This is a genomic window from Microbacterium sp. NPDC055521 (assembly GCF_053619695.1).
In genome coordinates, this window is record NZ_JBSHJX010000003.1 from 136,550 (window position 1) to 162,698 (window position 26,149).

The 26,149-nt window shown below is 70.1% G+C and carries 22 protein-coding genes; 19 read left to right on the forward strand and 3 right to left on the reverse strand.

Going from position 1 to position 26,149, the window contains the following annotated elements; genetic code table 11:
* Positions 1 to 20: 20 nt before the first annotated feature.
* Positions 21 to 1,307, reverse strand: a complete 1,287-nt coding sequence (locus ACWGSM_RS04195; RefSeq protein WP_452321716.1) for an adenylosuccinate synthase — start codon at positions 1,305 to 1,307, stop codon at positions 21 to 23.
* A gap of 120 nt (positions 1,308 to 1,427) precedes the next feature.
* Between ACWGSM_RS04195 and ACWGSM_RS04200 the strand changes: the two genes are divergently transcribed.
* The 10 genes from ACWGSM_RS04200 (at position 1,428) to ACWGSM_RS04245 (ending at position 9,355) form a co-directional block, all read left to right on the forward strand.
* Positions 1,428 to 1,838, forward strand: coding sequence for a Pr6Pr family membrane protein (locus ACWGSM_RS04200; RefSeq protein ID WP_452321717.1), 411 nt, complete (start codon positions 1,428 to 1,430; stop codon positions 1,836 to 1,838).
* Positions 1,831 to 2,856 (forward strand): AAA family ATPase, encoded by a 1,026-nt coding sequence (locus ACWGSM_RS04205; protein ID WP_452321718.1) that lies wholly within the window; start codon positions 1,831 to 1,833, stop codon positions 2,854 to 2,856. The genes ACWGSM_RS04200 and ACWGSM_RS04205 overlap by 8 nt, the downstream gene beginning before the upstream one ends.
* Before the next feature lie 5 nt (positions 2,857 to 2,861).
* Positions 2,862 to 3,752, forward strand: a complete 891-nt coding sequence (locus ACWGSM_RS04210; RefSeq protein WP_452321719.1) for a DUF58 domain-containing protein — start codon at positions 2,862 to 2,864, stop codon at positions 3,750 to 3,752.
* Complete coding sequence (locus ACWGSM_RS04215) at positions 3,739 to 4,227, forward strand: hypothetical protein (RefSeq protein WP_452321720.1); 489 nt, start codon at positions 3,739 to 3,741, stop codon at positions 4,225 to 4,227. Before ACWGSM_RS04210 ends, ACWGSM_RS04215 begins: the two co-directional genes overlap by 14 nt.
* Before the next feature lie 11 nt (positions 4,228 to 4,238).
* A complete protein-coding gene (locus ACWGSM_RS04220) occupies positions 4,239 to 5,243 on the forward strand; it encodes a VWA domain-containing protein (RefSeq protein WP_452321721.1) in 1,005 nt (334 codons plus the stop codon).
* Positions 5,240 to 6,232, forward strand: a complete 993-nt coding sequence (locus ACWGSM_RS04225) for a vWA domain-containing protein (protein ID WP_452321722.1) — start codon at positions 5,240 to 5,242, stop codon at positions 6,230 to 6,232. The genes ACWGSM_RS04220 and ACWGSM_RS04225 overlap by 4 nt, the downstream gene beginning before the upstream one ends.
* Positions 6,229 to 7,005, forward strand: coding sequence for a hypothetical protein (locus ACWGSM_RS04230; RefSeq protein WP_452321723.1), 777 nt, complete (start codon positions 6,229 to 6,231; stop codon positions 7,003 to 7,005). Before ACWGSM_RS04225 ends, ACWGSM_RS04230 begins: the two co-directional genes overlap by 4 nt.
* Complete coding sequence (locus ACWGSM_RS04235; RefSeq protein WP_452321724.1) at positions 6,999 to 8,108, forward strand: hypothetical protein; 1,110 nt, start codon at positions 6,999 to 7,001, stop codon at positions 8,106 to 8,108. The genes ACWGSM_RS04230 and ACWGSM_RS04235 overlap by 7 nt, the downstream gene beginning before the upstream one ends.
* A 63-nt stretch (positions 8,109 to 8,171) precedes the next feature.
* Positions 8,172 to 8,729 (forward strand): hypothetical protein, encoded by a 558-nt coding sequence (locus ACWGSM_RS04240; protein ID WP_452321725.1) that lies wholly within the window; start codon positions 8,172 to 8,174, stop codon positions 8,727 to 8,729.
* Between the two features lie 2 nt (positions 8,730 to 8,731).
* Positions 8,732 to 9,355: a TetR/AcrR family transcriptional regulator gene (locus tag ACWGSM_RS04245; protein WP_452321726.1), complete on the forward strand. Its 624-nt coding sequence runs from the start codon at positions 8,732 to 8,734 to the stop codon at positions 9,353 to 9,355.
* Between the two features lie 8 nt (positions 9,356 to 9,363).
* Here ACWGSM_RS04245 and ACWGSM_RS04250 read toward each other — a convergent pair whose 3' ends face one another.
* On the reverse strand, positions 9,364 to 10,902 hold the full coding sequence (locus ACWGSM_RS04250) for an FAD-dependent oxidoreductase (protein ID WP_452321727.1): 1,539 nt from the start codon (positions 10,900 to 10,902) through the stop codon (positions 9,364 to 9,366).
* 155 nt (positions 10,903 to 11,057) lie between these two features.
* Between ACWGSM_RS04250 and ACWGSM_RS04255 the strand changes: the two genes are divergently transcribed.
* Genes ACWGSM_RS04255 through ACWGSM_RS04265 form a run of 3 tightly spaced genes read left to right on the forward strand, consistent with a single transcriptional unit; the run spans position 11,058 to position 14,149 of the window.
* A complete protein-coding gene (locus ACWGSM_RS04255) occupies positions 11,058 to 11,981 on the forward strand; it encodes an N-acetylglucosamine kinase (protein ID WP_452321728.1) in 924 nt (307 codons plus the stop codon).
* A 33-nt stretch (positions 11,982 to 12,014) separates the two neighbouring features.
* Positions 12,015 to 13,175 (forward strand): mannose-6-phosphate isomerase, class I, encoded by a 1,161-nt coding sequence (gene manA, locus ACWGSM_RS04260; RefSeq protein ID WP_452321729.1) that lies wholly within the window; start codon positions 12,015 to 12,017, stop codon positions 13,173 to 13,175.
* A gap of 5 nt (positions 13,176 to 13,180) precedes the next feature.
* Positions 13,181 to 14,149, forward strand: coding sequence for an acetylxylan esterase (locus tag ACWGSM_RS04265; RefSeq protein WP_452321730.1), 969 nt, complete (start codon positions 13,181 to 13,183; stop codon positions 14,147 to 14,149).
* A gap of 113 nt (positions 14,150 to 14,262) precedes the next feature.
* Here ACWGSM_RS04265 and ACWGSM_RS04270 read toward each other — a convergent pair whose 3' ends face one another.
* Positions 14,263 to 14,970 (reverse strand): ZIP family metal transporter, encoded by a 708-nt coding sequence (locus ACWGSM_RS04270; RefSeq protein ID WP_452321731.1) that lies wholly within the window; start codon positions 14,968 to 14,970, stop codon positions 14,263 to 14,265.
* A 174-nt stretch (positions 14,971 to 15,144) separates the two neighbouring features.
* On the opposite strand from ACWGSM_RS04270, the gene argG reads away from it, so the two are divergent.
* The 6 genes from argG (at position 15,145) to ACWGSM_RS04300 (ending at position 26,074) form a co-directional block, all read left to right on the forward strand.
* Positions 15,145 to 16,575, forward strand: coding sequence for an argininosuccinate synthase (gene argG / locus ACWGSM_RS04275; protein WP_452321732.1), 1,431 nt, complete (start codon positions 15,145 to 15,147; stop codon positions 16,573 to 16,575).
* 195 nt (positions 16,576 to 16,770) lie between these two features.
* A complete protein-coding gene (locus ACWGSM_RS04280) occupies positions 16,771 to 17,418 on the forward strand; it encodes a TetR/AcrR family transcriptional regulator (protein ID WP_452321733.1) in 648 nt (215 codons plus the stop codon).
* Positions 17,415 to 20,339 (forward strand): YhgE/Pip family protein, encoded by a 2,925-nt coding sequence (locus ACWGSM_RS04285; protein ID WP_452321734.1) that lies wholly within the window; start codon positions 17,415 to 17,417, stop codon positions 20,337 to 20,339. Before ACWGSM_RS04280 ends, ACWGSM_RS04285 begins: the two co-directional genes overlap by 4 nt.
* Entirely contained in the window at positions 20,336 to 22,519 is a 2,184-nt protein-coding gene (locus ACWGSM_RS04290; RefSeq protein WP_452321735.1) for a YhgE/Pip family protein, read from the forward strand. Before ACWGSM_RS04285 ends, ACWGSM_RS04290 begins: the two co-directional genes overlap by 4 nt.
* Positions 22,520 to 22,622: 103 nt before the next feature.
* A complete protein-coding gene (locus ACWGSM_RS04295) occupies positions 22,623 to 25,265 on the forward strand; it encodes a penicillin acylase family protein (protein WP_452321736.1) in 2,643 nt (880 codons plus the stop codon).
* Positions 25,266 to 25,312: 47 nt separating this feature from the next.
* On the forward strand, positions 25,313 to 26,074 hold the full coding sequence (locus ACWGSM_RS04300; protein ID WP_452321737.1) for an alpha/beta fold hydrolase: 762 nt from the start codon (positions 25,313 to 25,315) through the stop codon (positions 26,072 to 26,074).
* The last annotated feature ends 75 nt before the right edge of the window (positions 26,075 to 26,149 follow it).

The window sequence follows — 26,149 nt, forward strand, 5'->3', positions numbered from 1 at the left end:
CGACGACGAGAAAGTCGGGGTCAGTCGATCAGGTCGTGGCGCACGATGACCTGGTCACGAGCGGGGCCCACGCCGATCACCGAGATGCGGGTGTTGCTCATCCGCTCGAGCGTGAGCACGTAGTCCTGCGCGGTCTGCGGCAGGTCGTCGAAGGTGCGCGCGGTCGAGATGTCCTCGCTCCAGCCGGGGAAGTTCTCGTAGATCGGCTTGGCGTGGTGGAAGTCGGTCTGGTTGACGGGCACCTCGTCGAAGCGGACGCCGTCGACGTCGTAGGCCACGCACACCGGGATCTGCTCGAGCCCGGTGAGCACGTCGAGCTTGGTGAGCACGATGTCGGTGATGCCGTTCACGCGCGTCGCGTAGCGGGTGATCGGGGCGTCGTACCAGCCGGTGCGGCGGTCGCGACCGGTGGTGGTGCCGTACTCGAACCCGGTCTTGCGAAGCCACTCGCCCATCTCGTCGTCCAGCTCGGTGGGGAAGGGGCCCGAGCCGACGCGGGTCGTGTAGGCCTTCACGATGCCGACGATGCGGTCGAGTCGGTTGGGTCCGACGCCGGATCCGGATGCCGCTCCCGCCGCCGTCGCGGTCGACGAGGTCACGAACGGGTAGGTGCCGTGGTCGACGTCGAGCATGGTGGCCTGCCCCGCCTCGAACACGACGACCTCGCCGCGGTTCAGGGCCTCGTCGACGAGGTGCCCGGTGTCGGCGACGAGCGGGCGCAGCCGCTCGGTGTACGACAGCAGGTCCTCGACGATCTCGTCGACCGTGATCGAGCGACGGTTGAACATCTTCACGAGCAGGTGGTTCTTCTGATCGAGGGAGCCCTCGACCTTCTGGCGCAGGATGTTCTCGTCGAAGAGGTCCTGCGCGCGGATGCCCACGCGGTTGATCTTGTCGGCGTACGCCGGACCGATGCCACGACCGGTCGTGCCGATGCGGCGGCTGCCGAGGAAGCGCTCGGTGACCTTGTCGAGGGTGCGGTGATAGGCGGTGATGATGTGCGCGTTGGCGCTGACCTTCAGGCGCGACACGTCGACTCCACGAGCCTCCAGCGCGTCGAGCTCCTGGAACAGCACGGCGAGGTCGACGACGACGCCGTTGCCGATCACGGCGTTGACGCCGGGGCTCAGGATGCCGGAGGGCAGCAGGTGCAGGGCGTACTTCTCGTCGCCGATGACGACGGTGTGGCCGGCGTTGTTGCCGCCGTTGAACTTGACCACCCAGTCGGTGCGCTCGCCGAGCAGGTCGGTGGCCTTGCCCTTGCCCTCGTCGCCCCACTGGACGCCGACGATCACGATTCCTGGCATGCGTGTACCCCCTGGTGCTGCACGCTTTCGCCGGGTTTGCACCGGCCGTTGAGCTGGCCCTGATCGGGCGACTACATCCTATCGGAGAGGTGTTTCCGGCTGCCCTGTGGCTAGAGTGCGATGACTTCCTGGTGGCCGTGGGCCAGACTCGCGGTGTCCCTGCTGGGTTTTGCGGCGATCATCGGCCAGCTGCCGCAGGGTTCGACGGTGCCGTGGTCGAACGAGGTGCTGCACGTCGTGTTCCCGCTGTTCCTGCTGGCGGACGTGCTGGTGGCTCCGAAGCGGCGGATCCTGACCTGGCCGACTCTGGCGGTCATCGCCGCCTCCCCCCTGGCATGGGCGGCGTACACGCTGGTGCGGGCGAACCTGGCGACCTCACCCGGCACCGGCGACCCGTACTGGTATCCGTATCCGTTCCTCAATCCGCAGATCACACCGCCGCTCGTGCACCGGCTGGGCGGTTACCCTGTACCGGGGGTTCCTCGGTCGTCGACGAGCGCCCGACGCGCACGAGGAGTGAGAGATGTCTGAGTTCCCGAATCCCGGATCGACCTCCCCGGCTCCCGCCGCAGGGCCCGACGATCTGGCTCGCGCTCAACGCATCCTGACCGTCATCTCCGACTCCTACGCGACCAAGATGGTCGGACAGGAAAGCCTGCGGGCCAGCCTGCTCATCGCGCTGATCGCCGGGGGGCACATCCTGCTCGAGTCGGTGCCGGGCCTGGCGAAGACGACCGCGGCGAGCACCCTGGCCGACACCGTGAAAGCCAGCTTCAAGCGCATCCAGTGCACCCCCGACCTGCTGCCCAGCGACATCACCGGCAGCCAGATCTACGACGCGGCGACCGGCAGCTTCCGCACCATCCTGGGTCCCGTGCACGCGCACTTCGTGCTGCTCGACGAGATCAACCGCTCGAGCGCGAAGACCCAGTCGGCGATGCTCGAGGCGATGCAGGAGCGGCAGACCACGATCGGCGGCGAGGTGCATCCGCTGCCCCGCCCGTTCCTCGTGATCGCCACCCAGAACCCGATCGAACAGGAGGGCACCTACGAGCTGCCGGAGGCCCAGATGGACCGCTTCCTGCTGAAAGCGATCGTCGAGTACCCGAGCCCTGCCGAGGAGTTCGAGATCCTCAACCGCATCGACTCGGGCGCCCTCGACCCTGACCGTCACGTCGCGGGCGCGATCAGCCTCGACGACGTGCACGACCTGCAGGACATCGCCTCGCGGGTCTACATCGACCCGGCGATCCGCAACTACATCGTGCAGATCGCCTACGTCACCCGCAATCCCGCGCCGTACATCGGCGAGGAGCGCGCCCGGTTCATCAAGTACGGCGCGAGCCCCCGCGCGAGCATCGCCTTCCTGCAGGCGTCGCGCGCCCTGGCGCTGCTGAACGGCCGCACCCACGTGCTGCCGGAGGACATCCGCTCGCTGCGCCACCTCGTGCTGCGCCACCGGGTGCTGCTGACCTTCGAGGCGGATGCCGAGGGCGTGCGCAGCGAAGACATCATCGACCAGATCTTCGCGTCCGTGCCGACGCCGTAGCACTCATGTCGAGTCTGATCACCCAGGTGAGAGCGAAGCTCTTCATCCGCTCGTCGCAGAAGTCGATGCACGCGCTGGACGGCGCGTACGCCTCGCTGCTGCGTGGGCGCAGCCTCGACTTCGAAGACCTGCGCCCCTACGAGTTCGGCGATCAGGTGCGCGACATCGACTGGCGCGCCACCGCCCGGCACGGCGAGCCGCTGATCAAGCGCACGAAGGCCACCCGCAAGCACACCGTGCTGTTCCTCGTCGACACCGGACGCGGCATGCGCGCCCTTGCCGAAGACGAGCGCGGCAAGCGCGACCTCGCGGTGCTGCTGACCGGTGCCCTCGGCTTCCTCACCGTGCGCCACGGCGATGACTTCTCGGTCGTGTACGGCGACAGCGCCCGCGTGCGACGACTGGCGACCGGCAGCAGCGAGGGCGCGCTCGAGCATGCGCTGCGCACGATCAGCGCGGCCATCGACTCGAGCACGGCGGCGGGGGATCGGGATGCCCTGCTGCGCTACACCGCGCGGAACATCGCACGGCGCATGATCGTCGTGCTCGTGACCGACGAGGCGCCGCTGACGCCCGACACCGAGGGGCTGCTGCGCAGGCTCGCGGTGCAGCACGATTTGCTCTGGCTGACGGTGCGCGACGCGGATCCCGTCATCCGCCCGGGCAGAGGTGGCACCCACCGGCGTGATGTCGACAGCGGCTGGGCGATCCCCGACTTCGTGCACGGCGACGCCGAGGTGATGGCAGAGCTCGCCGCCGATGAGGCGGCGCGCACCGCCGCGCGCGATGCGACGCTGCGGCGCCTCGAGATCACGCACGCCGAGTTCGGCGCGCAGAGCACCGCGGTCTCGACGCTGCTCGCGATGCTCAACAGGAGGTCGCATGCCCGCTCCTGATGAGCTCTACCCACCCGCCCAGTACGGCTGGGGCTGGCTCGTGCTGGCGATCGGCATCCTGCTGCTGCTCGCCGGCGGCGCCTGGCTGCTGCTCGCGCTGACCAGACCGAAGCAGAGCATCACCCTGCCCGGCGAGCCTGCATCCGTGCCGCCCACGGCGGCGGTGCTCGATCAGCTGCGCGGCGAGTACCTGTCTGATGTGCAGCGCATCGAAGATGCATACCGTTCCGGGGATATGCCGCCGCGGCAGGCGAATCTCGAGCTCAGCCGCACGGTGCGCGCCTTCGTCAACGAGTACTCCGGTCTCGAGGCCCCGGTGCTCTCTCTCGACGACCTGATCGCCCGCGGCGTCGATCCCGTGCTCATCGACGCGATCCGCAGGCACTACTACCCGAGCATCTTCCAGCGCGGCCCCGCCATCGATCCGGTCTACGGCGCCGAGGCCGCGCGCGCCGTCGTCACGACCTGGCACTGAGGGGTGACGACGTGACACTGAACACCTGGTGGATGCTGCTCGTCGGCCTCGGCGTGCTGATCGCCGCCGTCGTGATCGGCGCGGTCGTCGGCATCCGGTCGAAGCGACGCTCCGACACCGCGCCCGCCGCGCTCGTCTCGCGCGCAGAGCGCCTGCGCGCACTGCCCTCGTTCCGCGCCGCCGTGCGGCGACGCATGACGCTGCTGTCGGGCATCGTCGCGCTGGGCGCGATCGCCGTGCTGCTCGGCGGCGTCGTCGCCGCCCGTCCGATGGCGCCGAAGACCGTGCAGCCCGTGAACGCGAGTCGCGACATCATGCTGTGCCTCGACGTGTCCGGCTCGATGTCGGATGTCGACGTCGAGGTGCTCAGTGTCTTCGAGAAGCTGCTCGAAGGTTTCGAGGGCGAGCGGATCGGGCTGACGATCTTCAACAGCTCGCCCGTTCAGGTGTTCCCCCTCACCGACGACTACGCGTTCGTGAAGGAGCAGCTGCGCAGCGTGCGCAGCAGCTTCGACTACGCCGACGAGACCCCCGAGCACTGGGTCGGCACGCTCAACGGCCCCGGTGCCTCGCTGATCGGCGACGGCCTCGCCGCGTGCACGATGCGCTTCGACCATCAGGACGACGAGCGCAGCCGCTCGGTGATCCTCGCGACCGACAATGAGCTGGCCGGCGCCTCGATCCTCACCATCGAAGAGGCGGCACAGTACGCGAAGGCGCAGCAGGTGCGGGTGTTCGCACTCAACCCGGTGCAGGGCAAGGACGCCCAGGTCAGCGCGCAGCTGGCCGACGCGGCGGCGCTCACCGGCGGGCAGTCGTATGCACTGCGCGCGACGACCACGGTGGGTGACATCATCGCCGAGATCCAGAAGCAGGAGGCGACGACGCTGAAGGGGCAGGCGCAGGTGATCCTGGTCGACAGCCCCGATCTGTGGATCGCGCTGATGCTCATCGCCGTGCTCGGCTTCGTCGTGCTGCTGATCTTCGTCCGGGATGCCGGGGAAAGGGGCGCATGATCCTCCAGCCCGTCCTGCATCCGATCCTGCTCGCCCTGCTCTGCGCGGTGCCGGCGTTCTTCGTCGTCCGGTCGCTCGTGATCGGTCCCCATCGTGGGCGCTGGGCGCTGCGTCTGGGGATGATCGTCGTCGTGTTCGTCATGCTGCTGCGGCCCGGCATCCCCGGGGGCACCTCGCAGACCCTCGCGACCGACACCGACGTCGTGCTCGTCGTCGACACGACGGCGAGCATCGTCGCCGAGGACTGGGCGGGCGACCGCCCCCGCATCGACGGCGTCCGCACCGACGTGCAGGCGATCGTCGACGAGTACCCGGGGGCGCGATTCGCGCTGATCAGCTTCGACGCGGCGGCACAGCTGCGGCTGCCGCTGACGACGGACGCCACCGCGCTCATGTCGTCACTCGACGTGATGCGACCCGAGGTGACCGACCAGTCGCGCGGGTCGTCGATCGGCATCGCGAACCGGATGCTGGCCGACACGCTCTCCGCGGCGGCGAAGGCGTCGCCCGAGCGCAGCCGAATGGTGTTCTACCTCGGCGACGGCGAGCAGACCGCGTCGAGCGAGCCGGAGTCGTTCGCCTCGAGCGCCAAGTACGTCGACGGCGGCGCGGTGCTCGGCTACGGCACGACCGAGGGCGGCCCGATGAGGAAGACCACCGGCCAGGGCACCGAGGGCGGCGACTACATCGAGTATCAGGGCCGGCCGGCGCTGTCTGTGATCGACGACGACAACCTGCGAAAGGTGTCGGAGCAGCTCGGCGTCGAGTACCAGGCACGCACGGCGGATGCCGGGATCGAGCTGCCCGAGGCGCCGACGAGCACCACCGACTACGCCGCCTCGGGCGAGGTCGGCAACGTCATCGAGCTGTACTGGATCGCCGCGCTGGCGCTGATCGTGCTGCTCGCCGTCGAGGTCGCGCTCGCGACCGCATCGGTCGTGCGACTGCGCGGCCTGGCCCGACCGCGGCAGAGGGGAGACGCCGCATGAGCACCCCATCGCAGACCGATGCCGCGGCTGCGCTTCTGGCCGTCAACCGGCGCCGCCGCCGCATCCGTCGCAGGGTCGCGATCGCGACCCTGCCGCTCACGCTCGCCGCGCTGCTGCTCGTCGTGAAGCTGCTCAGCATGTACGCCTTCGCACACACATCGATCAGCTCGTTCGTCTCGGGAGCGTACGCCGAGTCGGAGTCGGCCGCCCGGGGGCAGGACGTCGCCAACTGGTTCGAGCCGTTCGCCGCACCGTACAACATCGGCACGGCCCTCGCCGGGTCCGACGAACTCGCCGCCTCCCGCTCCGAACTCGAGCGCGCGCTTCCGCTCGCCCAGGGACTGCAGGTGTGCCCGGTGATGATCAACCTGTCGCTGGTGATCGAGCGGCAGGGCGACGCCGCGCAGGCCGACGGCGACGCCGCGAAGGCCGCCGAGCTGTACGGCGAAGCCCTCGACATCACCGTCGAGACGCCCGAGGAGTGCCGCAGCGGCGAGGCTCAGCAGCAGTCGCCGCAGCCGAACCGCGACATGAGCGACACGCTCGACGAGAACCAGCAGCGCCAGCAGGAGAAGCAGCGTCAGAGCCAGCAGCCTCCCGACCAGCCGCAGCAGCCCGACCAGACCGACCAGTCGGAGCAGCCGCAGACGCCACAGGACAAGCTCGACGACATCGAAGACCGCCTGAACCAGGGCGCGCAGGAGCGCGAGGACCAGCTCGGCGGCGGGCAGGGCGACGAGGGCTCCGGCGGGGGAACGGACAAGCCGTGGTAGATCGTCAGCGCAGCAGATACGTCGGCGGGTCGGAGGGCGCTCCGCCCCTTCCCCCGACCGGCGGCTACGCGGGGGCCGCCCGTGCGCGGGGAGGGCTGGATGTCGCGGCCGGCGTGCCCGCGGCATCCGGAGTCACGTACACCGACCCGGCGGCCGTGCGGAAGCCGGGCGTCAACGGGATCGGACTCGCCGCCATCACATCGACGGCGATCTTCGCCGTGATCCTGCTGCTGCTCATGCTCGCCGGCGGCACCGACGCGCTCTACGGCGTGACGCTTCTCGTGCTGCAGCTGGCGATCATCGGCGTGATCGTCGCGGCGCTGCTCACCAGGCGCGGTCGGATGCTGGGGGCGATCGCCCTCGCCGTCTCCCTGGTCTGCAACGTCGCGACCGTCGGCGCGGTGGGCGCCCTGTACTCGTCGGCGACGCAGGCGTACGGCGGCACGAAGTCCGATCAGCAGCGGCACGAGGAGGCGTATCCGGGCGTGAAGGACTACTCGCCCGACGAGGCCCTGAACGGGCCGTCGCTCGACGACGTGCAGGCCGAGGGCGACGCACTGATGGCCGCCATCCGCCAGCGCCTGAGCGAGCGCCACGGATTCACGTGGGTGCAGAGCGGCACGGTCGACGTCAGTCCCGAGCGCAACGGGTACGGCGGCGAGTCGATGCTGCGCCGCTACACGTCGACCGTGTGGACGACCGAGCAGCCCGTGCAGGACGACGCGCGCAAGCGGCAGGTCATGCAGACGATCGGCGAGGTGCTTCTCGAGCGCGGTCTCAGCGACCTGTACCCGCTGAACGAGATCGACACCGGCATATCGCCGGACATGGTCGCGAAGCTGTACGGCTCCACCGAGCCATCCCGCCAGCACACCTGGGAGTACTACGGCGACAGCTACCCGGGCCCGATGCGCTTCTACGCGTACGCCTACGACCTCTCCAACGACCCGACCGGCGAGTTCCGCACGCAGCGCGAGGCGATCGCGAAGCAGACGGGCGAGCCGCTCGAGGGCATCCAGCTCGTGGTCTTCGCCCGCCGCGTGCTGCCCGAGGCCGACCGCGCCGAGTTCGAGCAGCGACTGCAGGACTACCCGGGGTTCTGACGACCGGCGGTTGCCCGATCTCATCGTTTGAGTACACTCGTACTAACAAATGAAGGAGATGCCGTGATCCTGATCGCGATCGTGATCTGCGAAGTAGCATTCTGGGTGGCGATCCTCGCCGGACTCGTCGCGCGCTACCTGCTGCGTCGACCCCCTCTCGGCGCGGCTCTTCTGGTCCTCGCCCCCGTGATCGACGTGATCCTGCTCGTGCTCGTCGCGGTCGATCTGCTCGGCGGCGGCACTGCCTCCTGGCAGCACGGCCTGGCGGCGATCTACATCGGCGTGTCCGTCGCGTATGGCAAGCGGATGATCGCGTGGGCCGACGCCCGATTCCGACACCGATTCGCCGACGGGCCGCCGCCCGAGCGACTGACCGGTGCGCGCTACACGGTGAAATGCTGGCGCGACGCTCTGCTCACTGCCTTCGCCATGGGCATCGCAGCCGCGATCCTCGGCGCGATCATCCTTCTCGTCGACGACGCAGGACGCACTGCTGCACTCTCGGGCTACTTCCGCGTCCTCGGGATCATCCTCGCTATCGACCTCATCTGGGCGGTGAGCTACACGGTGTGGCCGAAGCCGGCGTCAGCTGCCCGTCCCAGCTCCGTGCCGGGATCCTGACCGTGCCGCGAAGAATCGACGTCGAACAGCGCACAGAGCAGATCGCCGCCGCGGCCCTGCGCGTGCTCGAGCGCGACGGGCTCTCGGGGCTCTCTGTGCGCGGCGTCGCCGCCGAGGCGGGCATCGCCGTCGCGTCGCTGCGACGCGCGTTCCCGACACAGCACGCGCTGCGCGTGTACTGCCTCGAACTCATCGAGCAGCGCGCTACGAGAAGGATCATCGCGCTCGATCTCAGCGGCCGGGCCCTGGCCGATGCACTGCTCGCGCAGCTGCTTCCCCTCGACGCCGATCGACGCGCAGAACTGCTCGCGCAGGTTCAGCTCGGCGTCCTCGCGCTCACCGACGATGATCTTCGGCCTGCCGCGATCGCACTGAGCGCCGCCGTCGACCGGGCGTGCGGAGCTGCCATCGAGATCCTCGCCGCCGCGGGGCAGCTCGGGCTCGGGCGCGACCCCGAGTACGAAGCACGACGACTGCGTGCGCTGATCGACGGGATCGCGATGCACGGGCTCTGGAGAGGGCATCCGCAGGCAGCGGCGCAGATGCTGGAGACCCTCGGGCGGCACCTGGATGAGCTTGCGGCGAGCGGCGGACGGGTCGTCGCGGATCGCGTCGATCCGGCCTGACAACCGCCCTACGGTAGGTCTGCCACCGGCACGTGCTCGTCGCCCGGCAGCTCGGGCTCGTCGATCGGCGTGAGGTCCTCGACCGCGGGCCCCTCGAGCAGCGTGCCGTCGGCCGCGAAGCGGGAGCCGTGCAGCGGGCAATCCCATGAGCGCTCGGCGCTGTTCCAGGTGACGATGCCGCCCAGGTGCGTGCACACCGCCGAGAGCCGGCAGGTGACGCCGTCGACCGTCGACACCGCGACCGGCTTCATACCGGCACTGCCCACGACACCCTCCCCCTCCGCGGGCGGGGTCTCGGGCAGCGGATGCCGCTCGGCCGAGATCCACCCCGACGCGGCATCCCGCGCCACCTCGACACCCGCGACCGCACCCTGCACGAGATCCTTCGGGGTGGTGATGCGGTGGTGCAGCGTCTGAGCCCAGGGGATGTTGCCGTCGAGCACCTCCGCCGCGATGCTGAGTGCCGCCGCGACGGCGTTCGTCATGCCCCACTTGTTGTAGCCGGTCGCGACCTTGACGTGCTTTCCGGTGCGCGGCATCCAGCCCACGAACGGCACCATGTTCAGCGACTGGTAGTCCTGTGCCGCCCAGGCGTGGGTGCGCTGTGCACCCGGGAAGTGCTGGTGGGTCCACCGCTCGAGGTCATCGACCAGCGCCTGCGTGTCGGACGCGCGGCCCACGTCGTGGTCGTTGCCGCCGACCAGAAGCAGCTGCTCGCCGCCCTGCGAGGCGGTGCGCAGCGATCGCGCCGGCGCGTCGATCGAGAGGTACATCCCCTGCGGGATGCGGCTGTCAACGGGCATGCGATAGGCCTGCGCGTACGAGCGATTGGCCTTGAGCTTGGCGAAGTACAGGCCCCGGTCGAGCACCGGCACCCCCGTGGCCAGCACGACGGTTCCCGCGTGCACGTCGCCGACCGAGGTGATCACGCGGCTCGGCTCGCCGGTGTCGACGTCCTTCACGCGCACGCCCTCGACGATCACCCCGCCGCGCTCGCGCAGATCCGCGGCGAGCGCGCGCAGCACGTCCATGGGGTCGAACTGGGCCTGCTCCCGCAGCCGGATCGCACCGTGCACCCGGAACGGCAGCTCGAGCTCACTGACCCGCTCGACGTCGAGTCCGGCCGCCCGGCACGCCTCGTACTCCTTCTCGAGCGAGCGGACCCCGTCTTCGGTGCCCGCATACGTGAACGCGTCGCGGCGGTCGACGTCGACGCCGTGCTCGCCGAGATAGCGCAGCATCCACGCCTGCCCCTCCAGGTTGCCCTCGACGTACGCCTTCAGCACCCGGTCGGATCCCCGCGAGCGGATGCCCGAGAGCACGCCGCCCTGCAGCAGGCTGAGCTTCGCGGTGGTGTTGCCGGTCGCCGCAGCCCCGACGAAGCGGGCCTCGAGCACCGCGACCGACAGGCCGGCCCGTGCGAGCAGCAGGGCGGTGGTCAGTCCGGTCAGACCTGCTCCGGCGACCACCGCGTCGTAGCGCGCGTCGGGCTCGAAGGCGTCGGTGGGAATGTGCTCACGCTGGTCGTCGAGCCATAGGGACGTCACGGTGTCTCCTTCGCTGGGGGCGAGTGAGTCCCCAGTACACCGCGAGCACGACGCCGGTGAACAGGCCTTGACATCTGCGCCGTCGGCAGCACGCCGGGTGTCCTACGCTGGCTTCTGGTCGCGCGGCGCGACCGTCGGTCGATCAGGGAGTCCACTTGCCCGAGCACACGCTTCTCGCCATCGACGCCGGCCAGACGGGCATCAAGACCCGCCTGGTCGCACCGGACGGCACCGCTCAGGAGTGGCTGTTCCCCGGTGTGCTCACCGACCGGCCGCTGCTGACGCAGCTGACGACCGTCGTCGCCGAGGTCACGCGGGTCGGGCAGCGGGCACCGCACACGGTGACCTTCGGCGTCTCGGGTCTCACCTCCGCTGATGCCGAGGCGGATGCCCTGATGCAGCACCCCGATCTCGCCGACGTGCAGCGCATCGTCGTCACCCACGACTCGGTCACCTCGTTCCTCGGGGCGCTCGGCGACCAGCAGGGGGCCGTGGTGGCGGCGGGCACCGGCGTCGTGACGCTCGGCGTGGGCCCCGAGCACTCCACCCGCGTCGACGGCTGGGGCCACATCATGGGCGACGCGGGCAGCGGCTTCTGGATCGGCCGGGCGGCACTGGATGCCGTCATGCGCGCCCACGACGGCCGCGGCCCCGCGACCGCGCTGACCGCCGTCGTGCAGGAGCGCTGGCCCGACCTCGAGACCGCGTACGTCGCGCTGCAGTCCGCGGAGGATCGCGTGCGCACCGTGGCGTCGTTCGCCGCCCCGACCGCCCGGCACGCGGCAACCGGAGACGAGGTCGCGACCCGCATCTGCCGCGACGCCGCCGCCGAGCTCGCGACCGCGGTGCTCGCGGCGCTGCGAGTCACCGACGCGCCGGCCGACGCGGCCGTCGGAGCGATCGGCGGCGTGTTCGGCGCCGACGTCATCCGCTCGGCGTTCGAGCAGGCCGTGCGCGCCGAGCGTCCGGATGCCCGGTTCGTCCCGCCCGCCGGATCCGGTCTCGACGGCGCCGTCGCCCTCGCGGACCTCGGCCCCGGGCATCCGCTGCACGAGCGCTTCGCCGAGCGCACTCGCTGAGACCTCATCTGACCACCCGATCGGAGCCGCATCATGACGCCCACCCTGTTCCACGAGATCGACAACACGCCCCGCGACTACGCCTGGGGGATGGTCGACGGCGTCGCGCACGTGCGCGGCACCGCCCCGACCGGGCGCAAAGAGGCCGAGCTGTGGCTCGGCGCGCACCCGTCCGCGCCGAGCACCGTCGTGGGCGACGCCCCGTGGCCGACCCTCGATGCGTGGGAGCGCGAGACCGGCGCGACCCTGCCGTTCCTGCTGAAGGTGCTGTGCGCGGCCGAGCCGCTGTCGCTGCAGGCGCACCCGAGCCCTGCACAGGCCAGGGAGGGCTTCGAGCGCGAGAACGCCCTCGGCGTCCCGCTCGACGCCCCGCACCGCAACTACCGCGACCCGCACGCCAAGCCCGAGATGATCGTCGCTCTGCACGACGGATTCGAGGCGCTGTGCGGGTTCCGTCCCGTCGCCGACGTGCAGACCGACCTGCAGACGCTGGCCGGCCTGATCGACGGCCCGGTCGCGTCAGCGGCCCTGTCGACCTGGCAGCAGCACCTGGCGGCAGCCGACGGCATCCGTCGCGCGTTCCTGTGGCTGCTGTCGGGAGACGAGACCCTGCCCGCGCTGGTCGCCGCCGTGACCGCGGTCGCAGCTCGGGATGCGCGCTTCGCGCTTCTCGCACGGATCGCCGAGGCGCACCCCGCCGACCCCGGCATCCTCGGAGCGCTCATGCTGCAGCACCTCACCCTGCGCGCCGGCGAGGCGCTGTGGCTGCCCGCCGGCAACATCCACGCGTACCTGCGCGGCTCGGGTGTCGAGCTGATGGGTCCGAGCGACAACGTCATGCGCGGCGGCCTCACCGGCAAGCACATCGACACGGTCGAGCTCGACCGCGTGCTCGATGCACGCGAGGGAGGCGACCCGCGGCTCGTGCCCGCGGTCGTGTCCGACGGCGTCCGCGTCTTCCGCCCGGCCGGGCGCGGCACCGCCGGCGACCCCGGCTTCGAGCTGTACGCGGTCGAGTCCGACGGCGACGTCACGCTCGGCGGTGCCGCCATCGCGCTCGCGACCGACGGGGAGTTCGAGCTGGCATCCGGCGACGAGCGCATCTCGATGCCGCGCGGCCGCGCGGTGCTTGTCTCGCGAGCGGCCGCGGTGCGGATCACCGGCGCCGGACGCCTGTTCATCGCGGTGGGCTGACCGACATGCCCCGCTTCGATCTCTCCCCCGCCGACCTGCGCACCTACCGGCCTGCTGTCGCCGAGCCCGCCGACTTCGATGCGTTCTGGCAGCGCACGCTCGAGTCGTCGCGCCAGCTGGCCGCACCCGCCGAGCGCACTCGGATCGAGACGCCGCTGACGCTCGTCGACGTGTACGATCTGTCGTTCAACGGGTTCGGCGGCGACCGCGTGCGCGCCTGGTTCGTCGTGCCCGCGGGCGCGACCGGACCCCTGCCCACGGTCATCGAGTACAACGGCTACGGCGGCGGGCGCGGCCTGCCGCACGAGCGCCTCGGCTGGGCGGCATCCGGATACGCGTGGGTCTTCATGGACACGCGGGGGCAGGGCAGCGGCTGGGGCACCGGCGGCTCGACGCCTGACCCGCACGGCACCGGCGTCTCGGTGCCCGGGTTCATGACGCGCGGCATCGACGACCCCGAGCAGTACTACTACCGTCGCGTGTTCACCGATGCGGTGCTGCTGATCGACGCGGTGCGCGCCCTGCCCGAGGTGGATGCCGAGCGCGTCGCGGTCACCGGCGGCAGCCAGGGTGGCGGCATCGCGATCGCCGCGGCCGGCCTCAGCGACGGCCTGGTGGGCGTGATGCCCGACGTGCCGTTCCTGTGCCACTTCGAGCGGGCCGTCGGGTTGACCGACGCCGATCCCTATCAGGAGATCGTGCGCTATCTCTCTGTGCATCGGGACGCCGTGGCGCAGACCTTCGCGACCCTGTCGTACTTCGACGGGGTGAACTTCGCCGCTCGCGCCGACGCTCCCGCGCTGTACTCGGCGGCGCTGATGGATCCGGTGTGCCCGCCGTCGACCGTGTACGCAGCGGCCAACCGTCACCGGGGCGGCGCCGAGGTGGTGGAGTACGCGTTCAACGAGCACGAGGGCGGGCTGGGCGTGCAGTGGCAGCGCCAGGCTGCCTGGCTGGCTGAGCGCCTGGGCTGAGCGCCCCCGTTCGGGAGGAGGACCCGCACTCGGGAGGAGGCATCGCCCGCCAGCATCCGCCCCGGCGTCCGTTCCCCGCCCGAGAGTGCTGCCCGCAATCGCCCGGACGCGGCTCAGGAGGCGAGCGCGAGCCACGCGGCGAACGCGAACCCGATCACCGTCGCGAGACCGGTCGACTCCGTCGCCTTCTTCTGCGCCTCGGGGATCATCGAGTCCACGAGCATGACCAGCAGCGCTCCCGCGGCGAAGCCGTTGGCCCCGGCGCGAAAGCTGTCGTCGACGACAGATGTCAGCGCGAATCCGCCCACGGTGGCGAGCGCGCAGAGCACGGCGACGCCCGCCCACAGCAGCACCACGCGGCTGCGCCGCATTCCGCCGGCCAGCAGATCGGAGGCCGAGCCGATCGACTCGGGCAGGTTCGACACGATGATGGCGACGATCAGGGCGACGCCGATGCCTTCGCCCGAGGCGAGTCCGATGCCGAGCACGAGCTGCTCCGGGATGCCGTCGAGCAGCGCTCCGATCGCGAGCGACCCACCACCGGCATCCGCCTTCCGCTTCGCCTGTCGCGCATCGAGGATGCGCGCGGCGACGTAGTAGCAGAGGGCGCCGGCGGCGACTCCGGCGATGAGCGGCAGGTGGCCGGCGAGCTCGACGCCCTGCTCCCACAGCTCGAAGGCGATGGATGCCATCAGCGCACCGGCCCCGAAGCCGAGGATGATGCCGAGCAGCCGGTCGGGCCACCTGCGCATCAGCGCGAGCAGCGCGCCGACCAGCAGCGGCGATGCCGCCACCGCGCCCCACAGCACTGCCTGACCCATGCGGCCCACGCTACCTCTGCGACCGGCACCCGCCCACCTCGTGAAACACACGAGCTCCCGCGGAACACAGGAGGATCTCGGCCGAATCCTCCTGTGTTTCGTGCGTTCTCCTGCACCGCGTGCGGCCCTGCCATCGGAAAAGGCGACACGCCGCACGCCGATAGACTTGAATCCATGTCCAAGGTGCTCCAGTCCCTCCCCGTCGGCGAAAAGGTCGGCATCGCTTTCTCCGGTGGTCTCGACACCTCCGTCGCCGTCGCGTGGATGCGCGAGAAGGGCGCCGTGCCCTTCACCTACACCGGCGACCTGGGCCAGTACGACGAGAGCGATATCGCATCGATCCCCGGCCGCGCGCTCGAGTACGGCGCCGAGGAGTCGCGTCTGGTGGATGCCAAGACCGCACTCGTCGAAGAGGGCTTCGTGGCCCTGCAGTGCGGCGCCTTCCACATCCGCTCGGGCGGCAAGACGTACTTCAACACCACCCCACTCGGCCGCGCCGTCACCGGCACGCTGCTCGTGCGCGCCATGCGCGACGACGGTGTCGACATCTGGGGTGACGGCTCGACCTACAAGGGCAACGACATCGAGCGGTTCTACCGCTATGGCCTGCTGGCCAACCCGCGCCTGCGCATCTACAAGCCGTGGCTCGACGCCGACTTCGTGACCGAGCTCGGGGGACGTGCGGAGATGAGCGAGTGGCTCGTCGAGCGCGGATTCCCGTACCGCGATTCGGCCGAGAAGGCGTATTCGACGGATGCCAACATCTGGGGCGCCACGCACGAGGCGAAGACCCTCGAGCACCTGGACGTGTCTCTCGAGACCGTCGACCCGATCATGGGCGTGAAGTTCTGGGATCCCTCGGTCGACATCGCCACGGAAGACGTCACCGTCACGTTCGAGGGCGGGCGCCCGGTCGCCATCAACGGCACCGAGTACAGCGACCCGGTGGCCCTCGTCACGGAGGCGAACACCATCGGCGGTCGCCACGGCCTGGGCATGAGCGACCAGATCGAGAACCGCATCATCGAGGCGAAGTCGCGTGGCATCTACGAGGCTCCCGGCATGGCCCTGCTGTTCATCGCCTACGAGCGCCTGGTCAACGGCATCCTGAACGAAGACACCCTCGCGACCTACCACGAGCAGGGTCGCCGCCTCGGCCGACTGATGTACGAGGGCCGCTGGCTCGAGCCGCAGTCGCTCATGCTGCGCGAGTCGATCCAGCGCTGGGTGGGCCTCACCATCTCGGGCACGGTCACCCTGCGCCTGCGCCGCGGCGACGACTGGACCATCCTCGACACCGTCTCGCCGAACCTGTCGTACGGCCCCGAGAAGCTCTCGATGGAGCGCGTGGGAGATGCGGCCTTCGGCCCGGTCGACCGCATCGGTCAGCTCACCATGCGCAACCTCGACATCGCCGACTCGCGCTCGCGCCTCGAGCAGTACGCGGGCCTCGGACTGGTCGGCGGCGCGACGGGCGAGCTGGTCGGCAAGGTGACCGCGGGTGGCGCTGCCGAGATCTCCGCGTCCGAGACCGACGACGAGCGGTTCGCCGAGGCCATCGACCTGGCATCCGAGGGCGCAGCCTTCGACTCCGGCACCGATTGATCCTCCCCCGCCGGACGCGCACCCGCCGTAGGCACCTCCCGGACGCACACTTCGGGGGCCGACACTCCAGATGTCGGACACATCCTGCAGGAACGTCCGACATCTGGAGTGTCGGCCCCCCCGTTCTGTATGGCGTCGCTGGGAATCCCCCGAACTATGTTGCACATGAGTGTGCAACATATTTATCCTTGAGGGATGTCCCGCCCCCCTCGCTCCGATGCGCGCGCCAACCGCGCCGGCATCCTCGACGCCGCGCGCAGCACCCTCGCACTCGACCCGTACGCGAGCGTCGACGTCATCGCGCGCAGCGCGGGACTGAGCCGGCGCACGCTGTACGGCCACTTCGACGACCGTGATGCGCTGATCCGCGAGCTGATCAGCACCGGAGCACAGCGCTTCAACGCGATCGCCGAGTCGGTCGCCGACGCCGACGCCCGCATCGCCCTCGCCCGGCTCGCCGCTCGGCTGTGGCAGGAGGCCGCGCACGTGCAGTTCGCCGCCGCACTCGCGCTCGACGAGGCCCACGTCGAGCACACCGCCGCCGCCCTCGCGCCGTTGCGCAGGGCCGTCACGCAGCTCGTGCAGCGCGGCCAGGACGACGGCAGCTTCCGCACCGACATGGCGGCGCCCACACTTTCGCGCCTCATCGAGGAGGTTGCGCGCACCGTCGTCGCCCGCACCGACGCCTCCCGCACCGGCGCAGCCAGTCTCGCCGTCCGCACGGTGCTGAGCATCGCAGGACTATCGTGGCGCGAAGCCGACCAGCTGCTCACCCTCCACCCCGACATCACCCTCCACCCCGACATCACCGTCCACCCCGACATCACGGAGTCCCCCGCGTGAGCGATACCGACACCGGCGCGAAACCCACCGCGTGGAGCGTCTACCGCCGCGATCTCGGACGGCTGGCGCGGGTCAGCAAGGCGTGGATCATCATCATCGGGGTCATCGTCACCCCGTCGCTCTACGCCTGGTTCAACATCGTCGCGTTCTGGGATCCCTACTCGAACACGCAGCAGGTGAGCGTCGCGATCGTCAACCAGGACGCGGGAGCGTCATCCGACCTCACCGGCCACATCGACATCGGCGGCGAACTCGTCGGCGAACTGAAGCAGAACGATCAGCTGGGCTGGGACTTCGTCGATGAGGACGAGGCGATGGATGCCGTGCGCAGCGGGCGCAGCTACGCGGCGATCATCATCCCGCCCGACTTCAGCCACGACTTCCTCAGCATCACGACCGGCGAATTCACCCGGCCCGAGCTGAAGTACTACGTCAACGAGAAGGCCAGCGCGATCGCGCCGAAGATCACCGACGTCGGCGCATCCACGCTCGACAACCAGATCAACAGCACCTTCGTCTCGACGGTCGCCGAGGCGGTCAGCGCGCAGCTGAAGGACGCCGGTCTGGATGCCGAAGACCGCCTCACCGACGCCCGAGACTCCACCGCGGGCGCACTCGACGAGGCGGTCGGCAAGGTCGCGTCGGCACGCGAACGGCTCGGCGATCTGCAGACCGGCCTGACGGATGCCGCAGACGGCATAGACCGGGCATCCCGCACTCTCGACAAGGTCGACCGCACCCTCGGCGAGGTGCAGACGGCCGTCGGCCAGGCGCAGCAGATCGCCGGCGAAGCACAGCAGGAGCTGCTCACCGTCACCGACCGGGTCACATCCGCATACGTCTCGGGCTCCACCCTCATCGCCGACGCGGCCGCGAAGATGAACGGGTCGATCGCGACCCTGGCATCCGGCCTGCAGCAGGCGAACGCCGCCGTCGCCACCACCGCAGACGACCTGAAGGCGGTGATCGAGTCGAACGCCGCCGCACTCGACGAGCTGCAGGCGGCGCTCGACCGCACCGAGTCGGGCTCCGCCGCGGCGCAGCGCCTGAGCGCCGCCATCGACGCCCTGCAGCAGCGCAACGCCGCCGATCAGCAGGTGCTCACCGATCTCACGCAGCTGACCGCCGACGTGTCGAGCACGATCACCGCCGTCACCGGCGCGGCCGACAGCGTCAACGGCGCCGTCGGCCAGGCCGCGACCTCGGCCACGGCGATCCGCGACGCCCTCACGCAGAGCGTCCCGCAGCTGAACCGGGCGATGTCGCAGCTCGCGGCGAGCGCCGACGCGTTCTCGGCGGCCCTCGGCGCGCAGCGCACCCAGGTGGCTCAGGCGCAGAGTCTGCTCGCGGGGCTGAGGACCCAGCTCGCCGGCACCTCCGACGCCCTCGCCGCGTTCGACGGGAACCTGGCCACCGCCGAGACCTCCCTCGCCACCGTGCGCACCGACGTGCTCGCGCTCGGATCAGCCGAGATCTGGAGCAGGCTCAGCGAGGTCAGCGGCCTGCAGCCCGATGAGATCGCACGATTCATGGCGTCACCCGTCGAGGTCAACACGAAGACGATGTTCCCGACGCCCGCGTACGGGTCGGCGATGGCGGCGCTGTTCACCAACCTCTCACTCTGGATCGGCGCCTTCGTGCTGATGGTGATCTTCCGGGTCGAGGTCGACACCGAGGGCGTCGAGGGCATCACCGTGCGCCGGGCGTACGTCGGCCGGTGGCTGCTGTTCGCCACGATCGTCGTGTTCCAGGCCGTGCTCGTGACGGTCGGCAACCTCGTGATCGGCGTGCAGTCGGCGAACCCGTTCGCCTACGTCGGCACCGGGGTGCTGATCGGACTCGCCTATCTCAGCATCATCTACGCCCTGTCGGTGTGCTTCGGCATCGTCGGCAAGGGCTTGTGCATCCTGCTCGTGATCGTCCAGATCCCGGGCGCCTCGGGCCTGTACCCGATCGAGATGATGCCCGACTTCTTCCGCGGGCTGTATCCGTTCCTGCCGTTCACCTACGGCATCGACGCGATGCGCGAGACCATCAGCGGCTTCTACGACGGCCACTGGTGGGGCTTCATGGGCATGCTGGCGGTTTTCGTCGTGCTGGCGTGGGTGCTCGGGCTGCTCCTGCGCGGACGGCTGGGCAACTTCACCCGCCTGTTCAACCGGCGCCTGGCCGAGACCGAGCTGATGGTCAGCGAAGACGTGCAGATCACCGGCCGCCGTCGCACGCCCGAGATCATCCGTGCGCTGACCGACGGCGACGGCTTCCGCGCCGACGTCGCGCGGCGCGCGCAGCACTTCGCCGAGCGCCACGCGACGCGCCTGCGTCTCACGCTGCTCGTCGGCGCCGCAGGCCTGGTCGTGCTGGGGCTGTGCGGATGGCTGATCCCGAGCGCCAAGGCGGTCGTGCTGGGTCTGGGCGCGCTCTGGTGCCTGCTGCTGATCAGCTTCGTCGTCGCGCTCGAGTACATCCGGCAGAGCATCGAGCAGGCCGCCGAGGTGGGCGAGATGCCGGATGCCGAGCTGCGCCGCGCCCTCGCGATCGAGAACTCCTCGCAGCGCGAGCTGCTCGCGGATGCCGGGTGGGAGCGTTCCGCGGATCCCACCATGGCGGCGGCGGCGACCTCTGCGAGCGGTGACGCCACCTCGTCGGCCAGCACGGCGGTGCTCGAGCATCCGGATGCTCGACCCGAGGCGCCTCCCGAGCAGGAGGCCGTCGTCGAGAGCGGGCCCGACGACGACACGATCGCCCTCGACGACCTGTTCGCCGACGACGCCCCGCAGGCGCCGGATGCCGATGACGCGGCCCGTCCCGATCAGCCGGATGCCGACGACCCGACGCGTCCCGAGAAGCCGGCTGCCGAGCATCCGGAACCGGCATCCGATGAATTCGACCAGCCGACCGAGAAGGGGGCCGACCAGTGAGCAACGTCCTCGCCGTCATGCGGCACGACCTCCGACGCGCGATGAGCAGCGCGATGGCCCTCATCGTGCTGTTCGGGCTCGTCGTCATCCCGTCGCTGTTCACCTGGTTCAACGTGATCGCCAGCTGGAACCCGTTCGAGAACACCCGCAACCTGACCGTCGCGGTCGCGAACACCGACGACGGGTATCAGAGTGACCTCATGCCGCTGCGCATCAACGTGGGCGAACAGGTGGTCTCAGCGCTGCGCGCCAACGACGACCTGAACTGGGTCATCACCTCGGAGCACGACGCGATCGACGGCACTCGGTCGGGCGAGTACTACGCGGCGATCGTGCTGCCGACCACCTTCAGCGCCGACATGATGACGTTCTACGCGAACGGCGGCGACCGCACGCGCATCGACTACTACCTCAACGAGAAGAAGAACGCGCTGGCCCCGAAGATCACCGGGCAGGGTGCCGGCGAGGTCACGAAGAGCGTCAACGAGGTGTTCACCGAGACGCTCAGCGAAGCGGGGATGAACATCATCACCTCGCTGTCGAGCTACCTCGACGACGCCGACACCCAGGCGGCGCTGTCGAGGCTGCAGGCACGGGTCGAATCGGTGGCCGCGCAGCTGCGCGCGGGTGCCGCGACGGCCGACATGTTCACGTCGCTCATCTCGTCGAGCAGACCGCTGGTCGAGAGCGCGTCCGGCCTGGTCAGCGGGTCCGGCGACGCGCTGCGCGACGCCCGCGGAGCGCTCGGCGGAGGGAAGGACGCCGCCGCCTCGTTGAACGACGTGCTGTCGTCGACCACGGCGTCACTCGACGCGGCGCTGCAGAGCACGTCCGACAGCTATCAGTCTGTGTCGGACAGCATCGGCCAGGTCTTCGCCACCATGGACTCGCAGTCGGCGAGCGCCGCGCGCACGATCGCCGCCCTCGCGGACCGCGTGCAGACGCAGGTCGATCAGCTGCAGACGCTGCGCGACGGGCTCGTCACCGACGTGCGGCCGCTGCTGCCGGAGACCGCGCTCGACGCGTTCGACGCATCGGTGTCGGCCATCGATGCGGCCATCGCGCGGCAGATGGCGCTCGAGGAGCGACTGGACGAGGCCGCGACGCAGATCACGACCGCCGGCACCGCCAGTCAGGGTACTCGCGCCGAGATCGAGCAGCTGACCGCTCAGGCGAAGGCCGCGGTCGACGACGCCCGCCGCTCGTATACCGACAGCCTGGGCCCGAAGCTGGACGCCCTCGCCTCGACGCTCGCAGGCATCAGCTCGGGTGTCGCCTCGATCGGCGACGATCTGTCGTCCGCGGCGCGCTCGCTCACCGGATCGTCGTCGACCGGGTCGACGCTGACGGATGCCGAGGCACTCACCTCCGGCATCTCGGACTCGCTCACCGAGACCGCCGGACGGTTCGACGCGGTCACGGCGGCTCTCACGACGGCGATCGACACCGGCGACCTGACCGCGCTGACCGAGCTGATCGGCGCCGACCCCCATGCCCTCGCGGCTCACCTCGCCGAACCCGTGAAGCTCACCCGCGTGCCGGTGTACTCGGTCGTCAGCTTCGGCGCCGCGATGACCCCGCTCTACACGGTGCTCGCCCTGTGGGTGGGTGCGCTGCTGACCTCGGTCGCGATCCGCGTCGACCCGCCGCGCGGCGGCGCCACCGGCCTCCCCGACCTCTCCCCCACCGAGACCTACCTCGGGCGGTTCGGCATCTTCGCGGTCGTCGGTTTCCTGCAGAGTTCGCTGCTCGGTCTCGGCAGCGTGCTGTTCACGCAGGTGCACCCACAGCATCCGTTCCTGCTCATCCTCGCGGGGTGGGTCGCGTCGCTCGTGTTCACGCTGATCATCTACACGCTCGTCGTCACCTTCGGCAACGCCGGCAAGGCGCTGGCGGTGCTGCTGCTGGTCATGCAGATCTCCGGCTCCGGCGGCGCGTATCCGCTGCAGGTGCTGCCGCAGTGGTTCCAGAGCATCAGCCCGTTCCTGCCGGCCACCCACGCGGTGAACGCGATGCGCTCGGCGATCGCGGGCATCTACCAGGGCGACTACTGGGTGTCGCTCGGCTGGCTGCTGGCGTTCGCGCTGCCGACGCTGCTGCTCGGGCTGGTTCTGCGGCGTCCGTTCATCCACAGCAATCAGAAGATGCTGGCGGCGCTGGAGTCGACGAAGCTCATGTGATCTCGTCGGGCTAGTGGGTAGGATGCCAGGGCGCGCGCTTGCCCGAGACGCGCACCCGGACTACGTGAGACGCAGTCCCACCTACCCTTGAGGACTTCCGCCGATGACGACTGATACCCGCGCTGCGGCACCACCGCGCAGCCTCGCCACCCGCATCGGAAGAATCGCGTTCCTCGTCGTCGCCGCCCTCGTCGTGATCGCCGTCGCCGCCGCGTTCTTCCTCACCTGGACGATCCAGCGATCGTTCCCGCAGACGTCGGGCGAGCTGTCGCTGAAGGGGCTGGACAAGTCGGTGACCGTGCAGCGCGACGACCGCGGCATCCCGACCATCACGGCGTCGACCTCAGAGGATCTGCTGTTCGCGCAGGGCTTCGTGCATGCGCAGGACCGCTTCTTCGAGATGGACTTCCGGCGGCACGTGACCTCGGGCCGGGTCGCGGAGATGTTCGGCGCGTCGCAGGTCGGCACCGACAAGTTCCTGCGCACCCTGGGCTGGCGGGCGATCGCCGAGCAGGAGGTCGAGGCGCTCGACGAGACCACTCGTGGCTACTACCAGGCGTACGCCGACGGCGTGAACGCGTACCTGGCGTCGCGGTCGGGTGCCGAGCTCTCGCTCGAGTATGCCGTTCTGGGCATGCAGAACCCCGACTACGAGCCCGAACCCTGGGAGCCTGCCGATTCCGTCGCCTGGCTGAAGGCGATGGCCTGGGACCTGCGAACCAACATCGAGGACGAGACCGACCGGGCCCTCCTCGCGGCGCAGCTCGCCGAGGCCGGCGAGACGACCGAGCAGACCGGCGATCTGGTGCAGAGGCTCTACCCCGCCTACCCGTTCGCGAAGAATCCCGTCATCGTGCCCGAGATATCCCCGGTCGACCCGGTCGCGACCGACGCCGCCCCGGCGTCGTACTCCGGTGGCGGCGAGGCCGAGATCACCGATGCCCTGCGCACCGTCGAATGGCGCGAGGCAGACAGCGTCATCGAGGCCGCGAGCATGCTGCTCGGCGGTGCGGGCGAGGGTATCGGGTCGAACTCGTGGGTCGTGTCGGGTGATCTGACCGAGAGTGGGATGCCGCTGCTGGCCAACGACCCGCACCTCGGCGCCGCGCTGCCGTCGGTCTGGTACCAGGTGCAGCTGAAGTGCCGGAAGGTGAGCGAGGCGTGCCCGTTCGACGTCGGGGGGTTCTCGTTCTCGGGAATGCCGGGTGTCGTCATCGGTCACAACGCGAAGATCGCGTGGGGGTTCACGAACCTCACCACCGATGTCGCCGACCTGTACGTCGAGAAGCTCGACGGTGATTCGTACTGGCGCGACGGCGCGCTGGCCCCGCTCGAGGTCGAGGAGGACGTCATCAAGGTGGCCGGCGGCGACGACGTGCCGCTGACCATCCGTCGCACCGCGCACGGCCCGATCATCTCGGGCCTCACCGACGACTTCACCGCCATCGCCGACGACCCCGTGGTCGGTGACGCGGACGCCCCTCTTCCGCTTCAGGGTGCGCCTGAGATCCCGGCCGGCGACACCGCGGTGAGCCTGCGCTGGACGGCTCTCGATCCCGGCACCACGTCCCGTGCCCTGTTCGCGATGAACACGGCAGGGGACTTCGCGGGCTTCCGCCGCGCGGCATCCCTCTTCGACGTGCCCGCGCAGAACCTGATCTACGCCGACCTCGAGGGCAACATCGGCTACCAGGCGCCCGGACGCCTGCCGATCCGCGGCGCCGGCGACGGCACTCTGCCGCAGCCGGGCTGGGACAGCACCTACGACTGGCAGGGCTTCATCCCCTTCGACGAGCTTCCCGTGTCGTACAACCCGCCCGAGGGCTACATCGTCACGGCGAACAACGCGATCGTCGGCGACGATTACACGTACTTCCTGTCGAAGGACTGGGACTACGGGTACCGCGCCGCGCGCATCGCGCATCTGATCGAGCGCCGCGCCGCGGCTGCGCCGCTCACTGCGCAGGACATGCGCGAGATCCAGACGGATGACGAGATGTGGATCGGCAAGCAGCTCGTCGCGGCGATGGACGGGGTGGCGGTCAAGCGCAAGGGGCCGAAGGCCGCCCTCGAGCTGCTGCGCACCTGGGACGCGCAGAACGCACCGGACTCGCCCGCGGCGGCCTACGCGAACGCGCTGTGGTCGAACCTCGTGCGCAACGTCTTCATCGACCGCGAGGTCTCGATGCCGGTGAGCGACCAGGGTCGCCTGTTCACCGTCGTCGGGCAGATGCTCGAAGACGAGAACGATCCGCTGTGGCAGAACGAGCGCGTCGGGGCCGACGACAGGAAATCGATGCTCGCCCTGTCGGCCGACCAGGCCTACGACGAGCTGGCCGGGCTGCAGGGCGAGGACGTGACCGCCTGGCGCTGGGGCGACCTGCACGCGCTCTCGCTGACCCACGCGACTCTCGGCACGTCGGGCATCGCCCCGGTCGAGATGCTCTTCAACCGCGGACCGTACCCGGTCGGCGGAGGAGCCTCGGTCGTGAACGCCACCGGCTGGCGCCTGGGCGAGTCGTACGCGACGGTCACCGTGCCGTCGATGCGCATGGTCATCGATCTCGACGACCTCGACGCGTCGACGTGGAACCACCTGACCGGTGCGAGCGGTCACGCGTTCAACCCCCACTACACCGATCAGACCGACGACTGGGCGCGGGGCGTGCAGAAGCCGTGGGCGTTCACGAAGAAGGCGGTCGCCAAGGCCGCCGTCGATCGGCTGGTGCTCACCCCTGCGGGGTAGCGGTTTCGGTCGGGTGGTGGTCGGTCCCGGCCGGGTAGCGTAGAGGGATGCCCGAACGTCTGCTCGCACCCGAGGGCACCCCGGCCGACATCGGCGAGTTCGCGTATGCCGGAGCGACGCTCGTGCACGAGGACTTCGGCAGGGGCCCGCGACCCGTCGTGCTGGTGCACGGCATCGGCATGGGCCGCAGCGTCTACCTCGATTTCACCTCCCACCTCGACGGGCGCATCATCGGGCTCGACCTGCCCGGTTTCGGTGAGGCGCCCGAGCCTGCGCGCACCCTCACCATGGAGCGTCACGCCGACCTGATCGCCGCCTACCTGCGCAGTCGCCGCGTCGACGACGCGGTGATACTGGGGCATTCGATGGGCAGCCAGATCGCCGCCGAGATCGCGGTGCGACACCCCGACGTCGTGTCGGCGCTCGTGCTCGCCGGCCCGACCGTGAACAGCGCGTCGCGCAGCATCCGGGCTCAGGCCGGGTACCTGCTCTGGGACCTGCTGCACGAGCGGCCCGAGGTGCTGTGGCGAGGTGCCCGCGAGTACCTGCGCGGCGGGCCTCATCTGCTGCGCAAGATGAAGGCGACGATCGTGCACACCCCCGAGAACGCGTACCCGCGCGTCGGCGTTCCGGTGCTCGTCGTGCGTGGGCAGCGGGATCCGCTCGCCCCGATGACCTGGTGCCTGGAGATCGTCGACATGGTGCCGGATGCCCGTTTCGCCGAGATCCCCGACCACGGCCACGGCACGCTGATCAGCGAGTCCGCGGGAGCCGCGGCCACGATCCGGGACTTCATCCGCGACCTCTGACCCGGCGCCCCGCCTCCGGCATCCCGGCGTCCGGCGGCCCCCCGCACACCGCCCCCCGCACACCGCCCCCCGCAC

What these genes read in the sequence shown, in the direction of transcription:
- ACWGSM_RS04195 (WP_452321716.1), bottom strand. Translation starts at nt 1,307, where the DNA reads ATGCCAGGAATCGTGATCGTCGGCGTCCAGTGGGGCGACGAGGGCAAG.
- ACWGSM_RS04200 (WP_452321717.1), top strand. Translation starts at nt 1,428, where the DNA reads ATGACTTCCTGGTGGCCGTGGGCCAGACTCGCGGTGTCCCTGCTGGGT.
- ACWGSM_RS04205 (WP_452321718.1), top strand. Translation starts at nt 1,831, where the DNA reads ATGTCTGAGTTCCCGAATCCCGGATCGACCTCCCCGGCTCCCGCCGCA.
- ACWGSM_RS04210 (WP_452321719.1), top strand. Translation starts at nt 2,862, where the DNA reads ATGTCGAGTCTGATCACCCAGGTGAGAGCGAAGCTCTTCATCCGCTCG.
- ACWGSM_RS04215 (WP_452321720.1), top strand. Translation starts at nt 3,739, where the DNA reads ATGCCCGCTCCTGATGAGCTCTACCCACCCGCCCAGTACGGCTGGGGC.
- ACWGSM_RS04225 (WP_452321722.1), top strand. Translation starts at nt 5,240, where the DNA reads ATGATCCTCCAGCCCGTCCTGCATCCGATCCTGCTCGCCCTGCTCTGC.
- ACWGSM_RS04230 (WP_452321723.1), top strand. Translation starts at nt 6,229, where the DNA reads ATGAGCACCCCATCGCAGACCGATGCCGCGGCTGCGCTTCTGGCCGTC.
- manA (WP_452321729.1), top strand. Translation starts at nt 12,015, where the DNA reads ATGACGCCCACCCTGTTCCACGAGATCGACAACACGCCCCGCGACTAC.
- ACWGSM_RS04265 (WP_452321730.1), top strand. Translation starts at nt 13,181, where the DNA reads ATGCCCCGCTTCGATCTCTCCCCCGCCGACCTGCGCACCTACCGGCCT.
- ACWGSM_RS04270 (WP_452321731.1), bottom strand. Translation starts at nt 14,970, where the DNA reads ATGGGTCAGGCAGTGCTGTGGGGCGCGGTGGCGGCATCGCCGCTGCTG.
- argG (WP_452321732.1), top strand. Translation starts at nt 15,145, where the DNA reads ATGTCCAAGGTGCTCCAGTCCCTCCCCGTCGGCGAAAAGGTCGGCATC.
- ACWGSM_RS04280 (WP_452321733.1), top strand. Translation starts at nt 16,771, where the DNA reads ATGTCCCGCCCCCCTCGCTCCGATGCGCGCGCCAACCGCGCCGGCATC.
- ACWGSM_RS04295 (WP_452321736.1), top strand. Translation starts at nt 22,623, where the DNA reads ATGACGACTGATACCCGCGCTGCGGCACCACCGCGCAGCCTCGCCACC.
- ACWGSM_RS04300 (WP_452321737.1), top strand. Translation starts at nt 25,313, where the DNA reads ATGCCCGAACGTCTGCTCGCACCCGAGGGCACCCCGGCCGACATCGGC.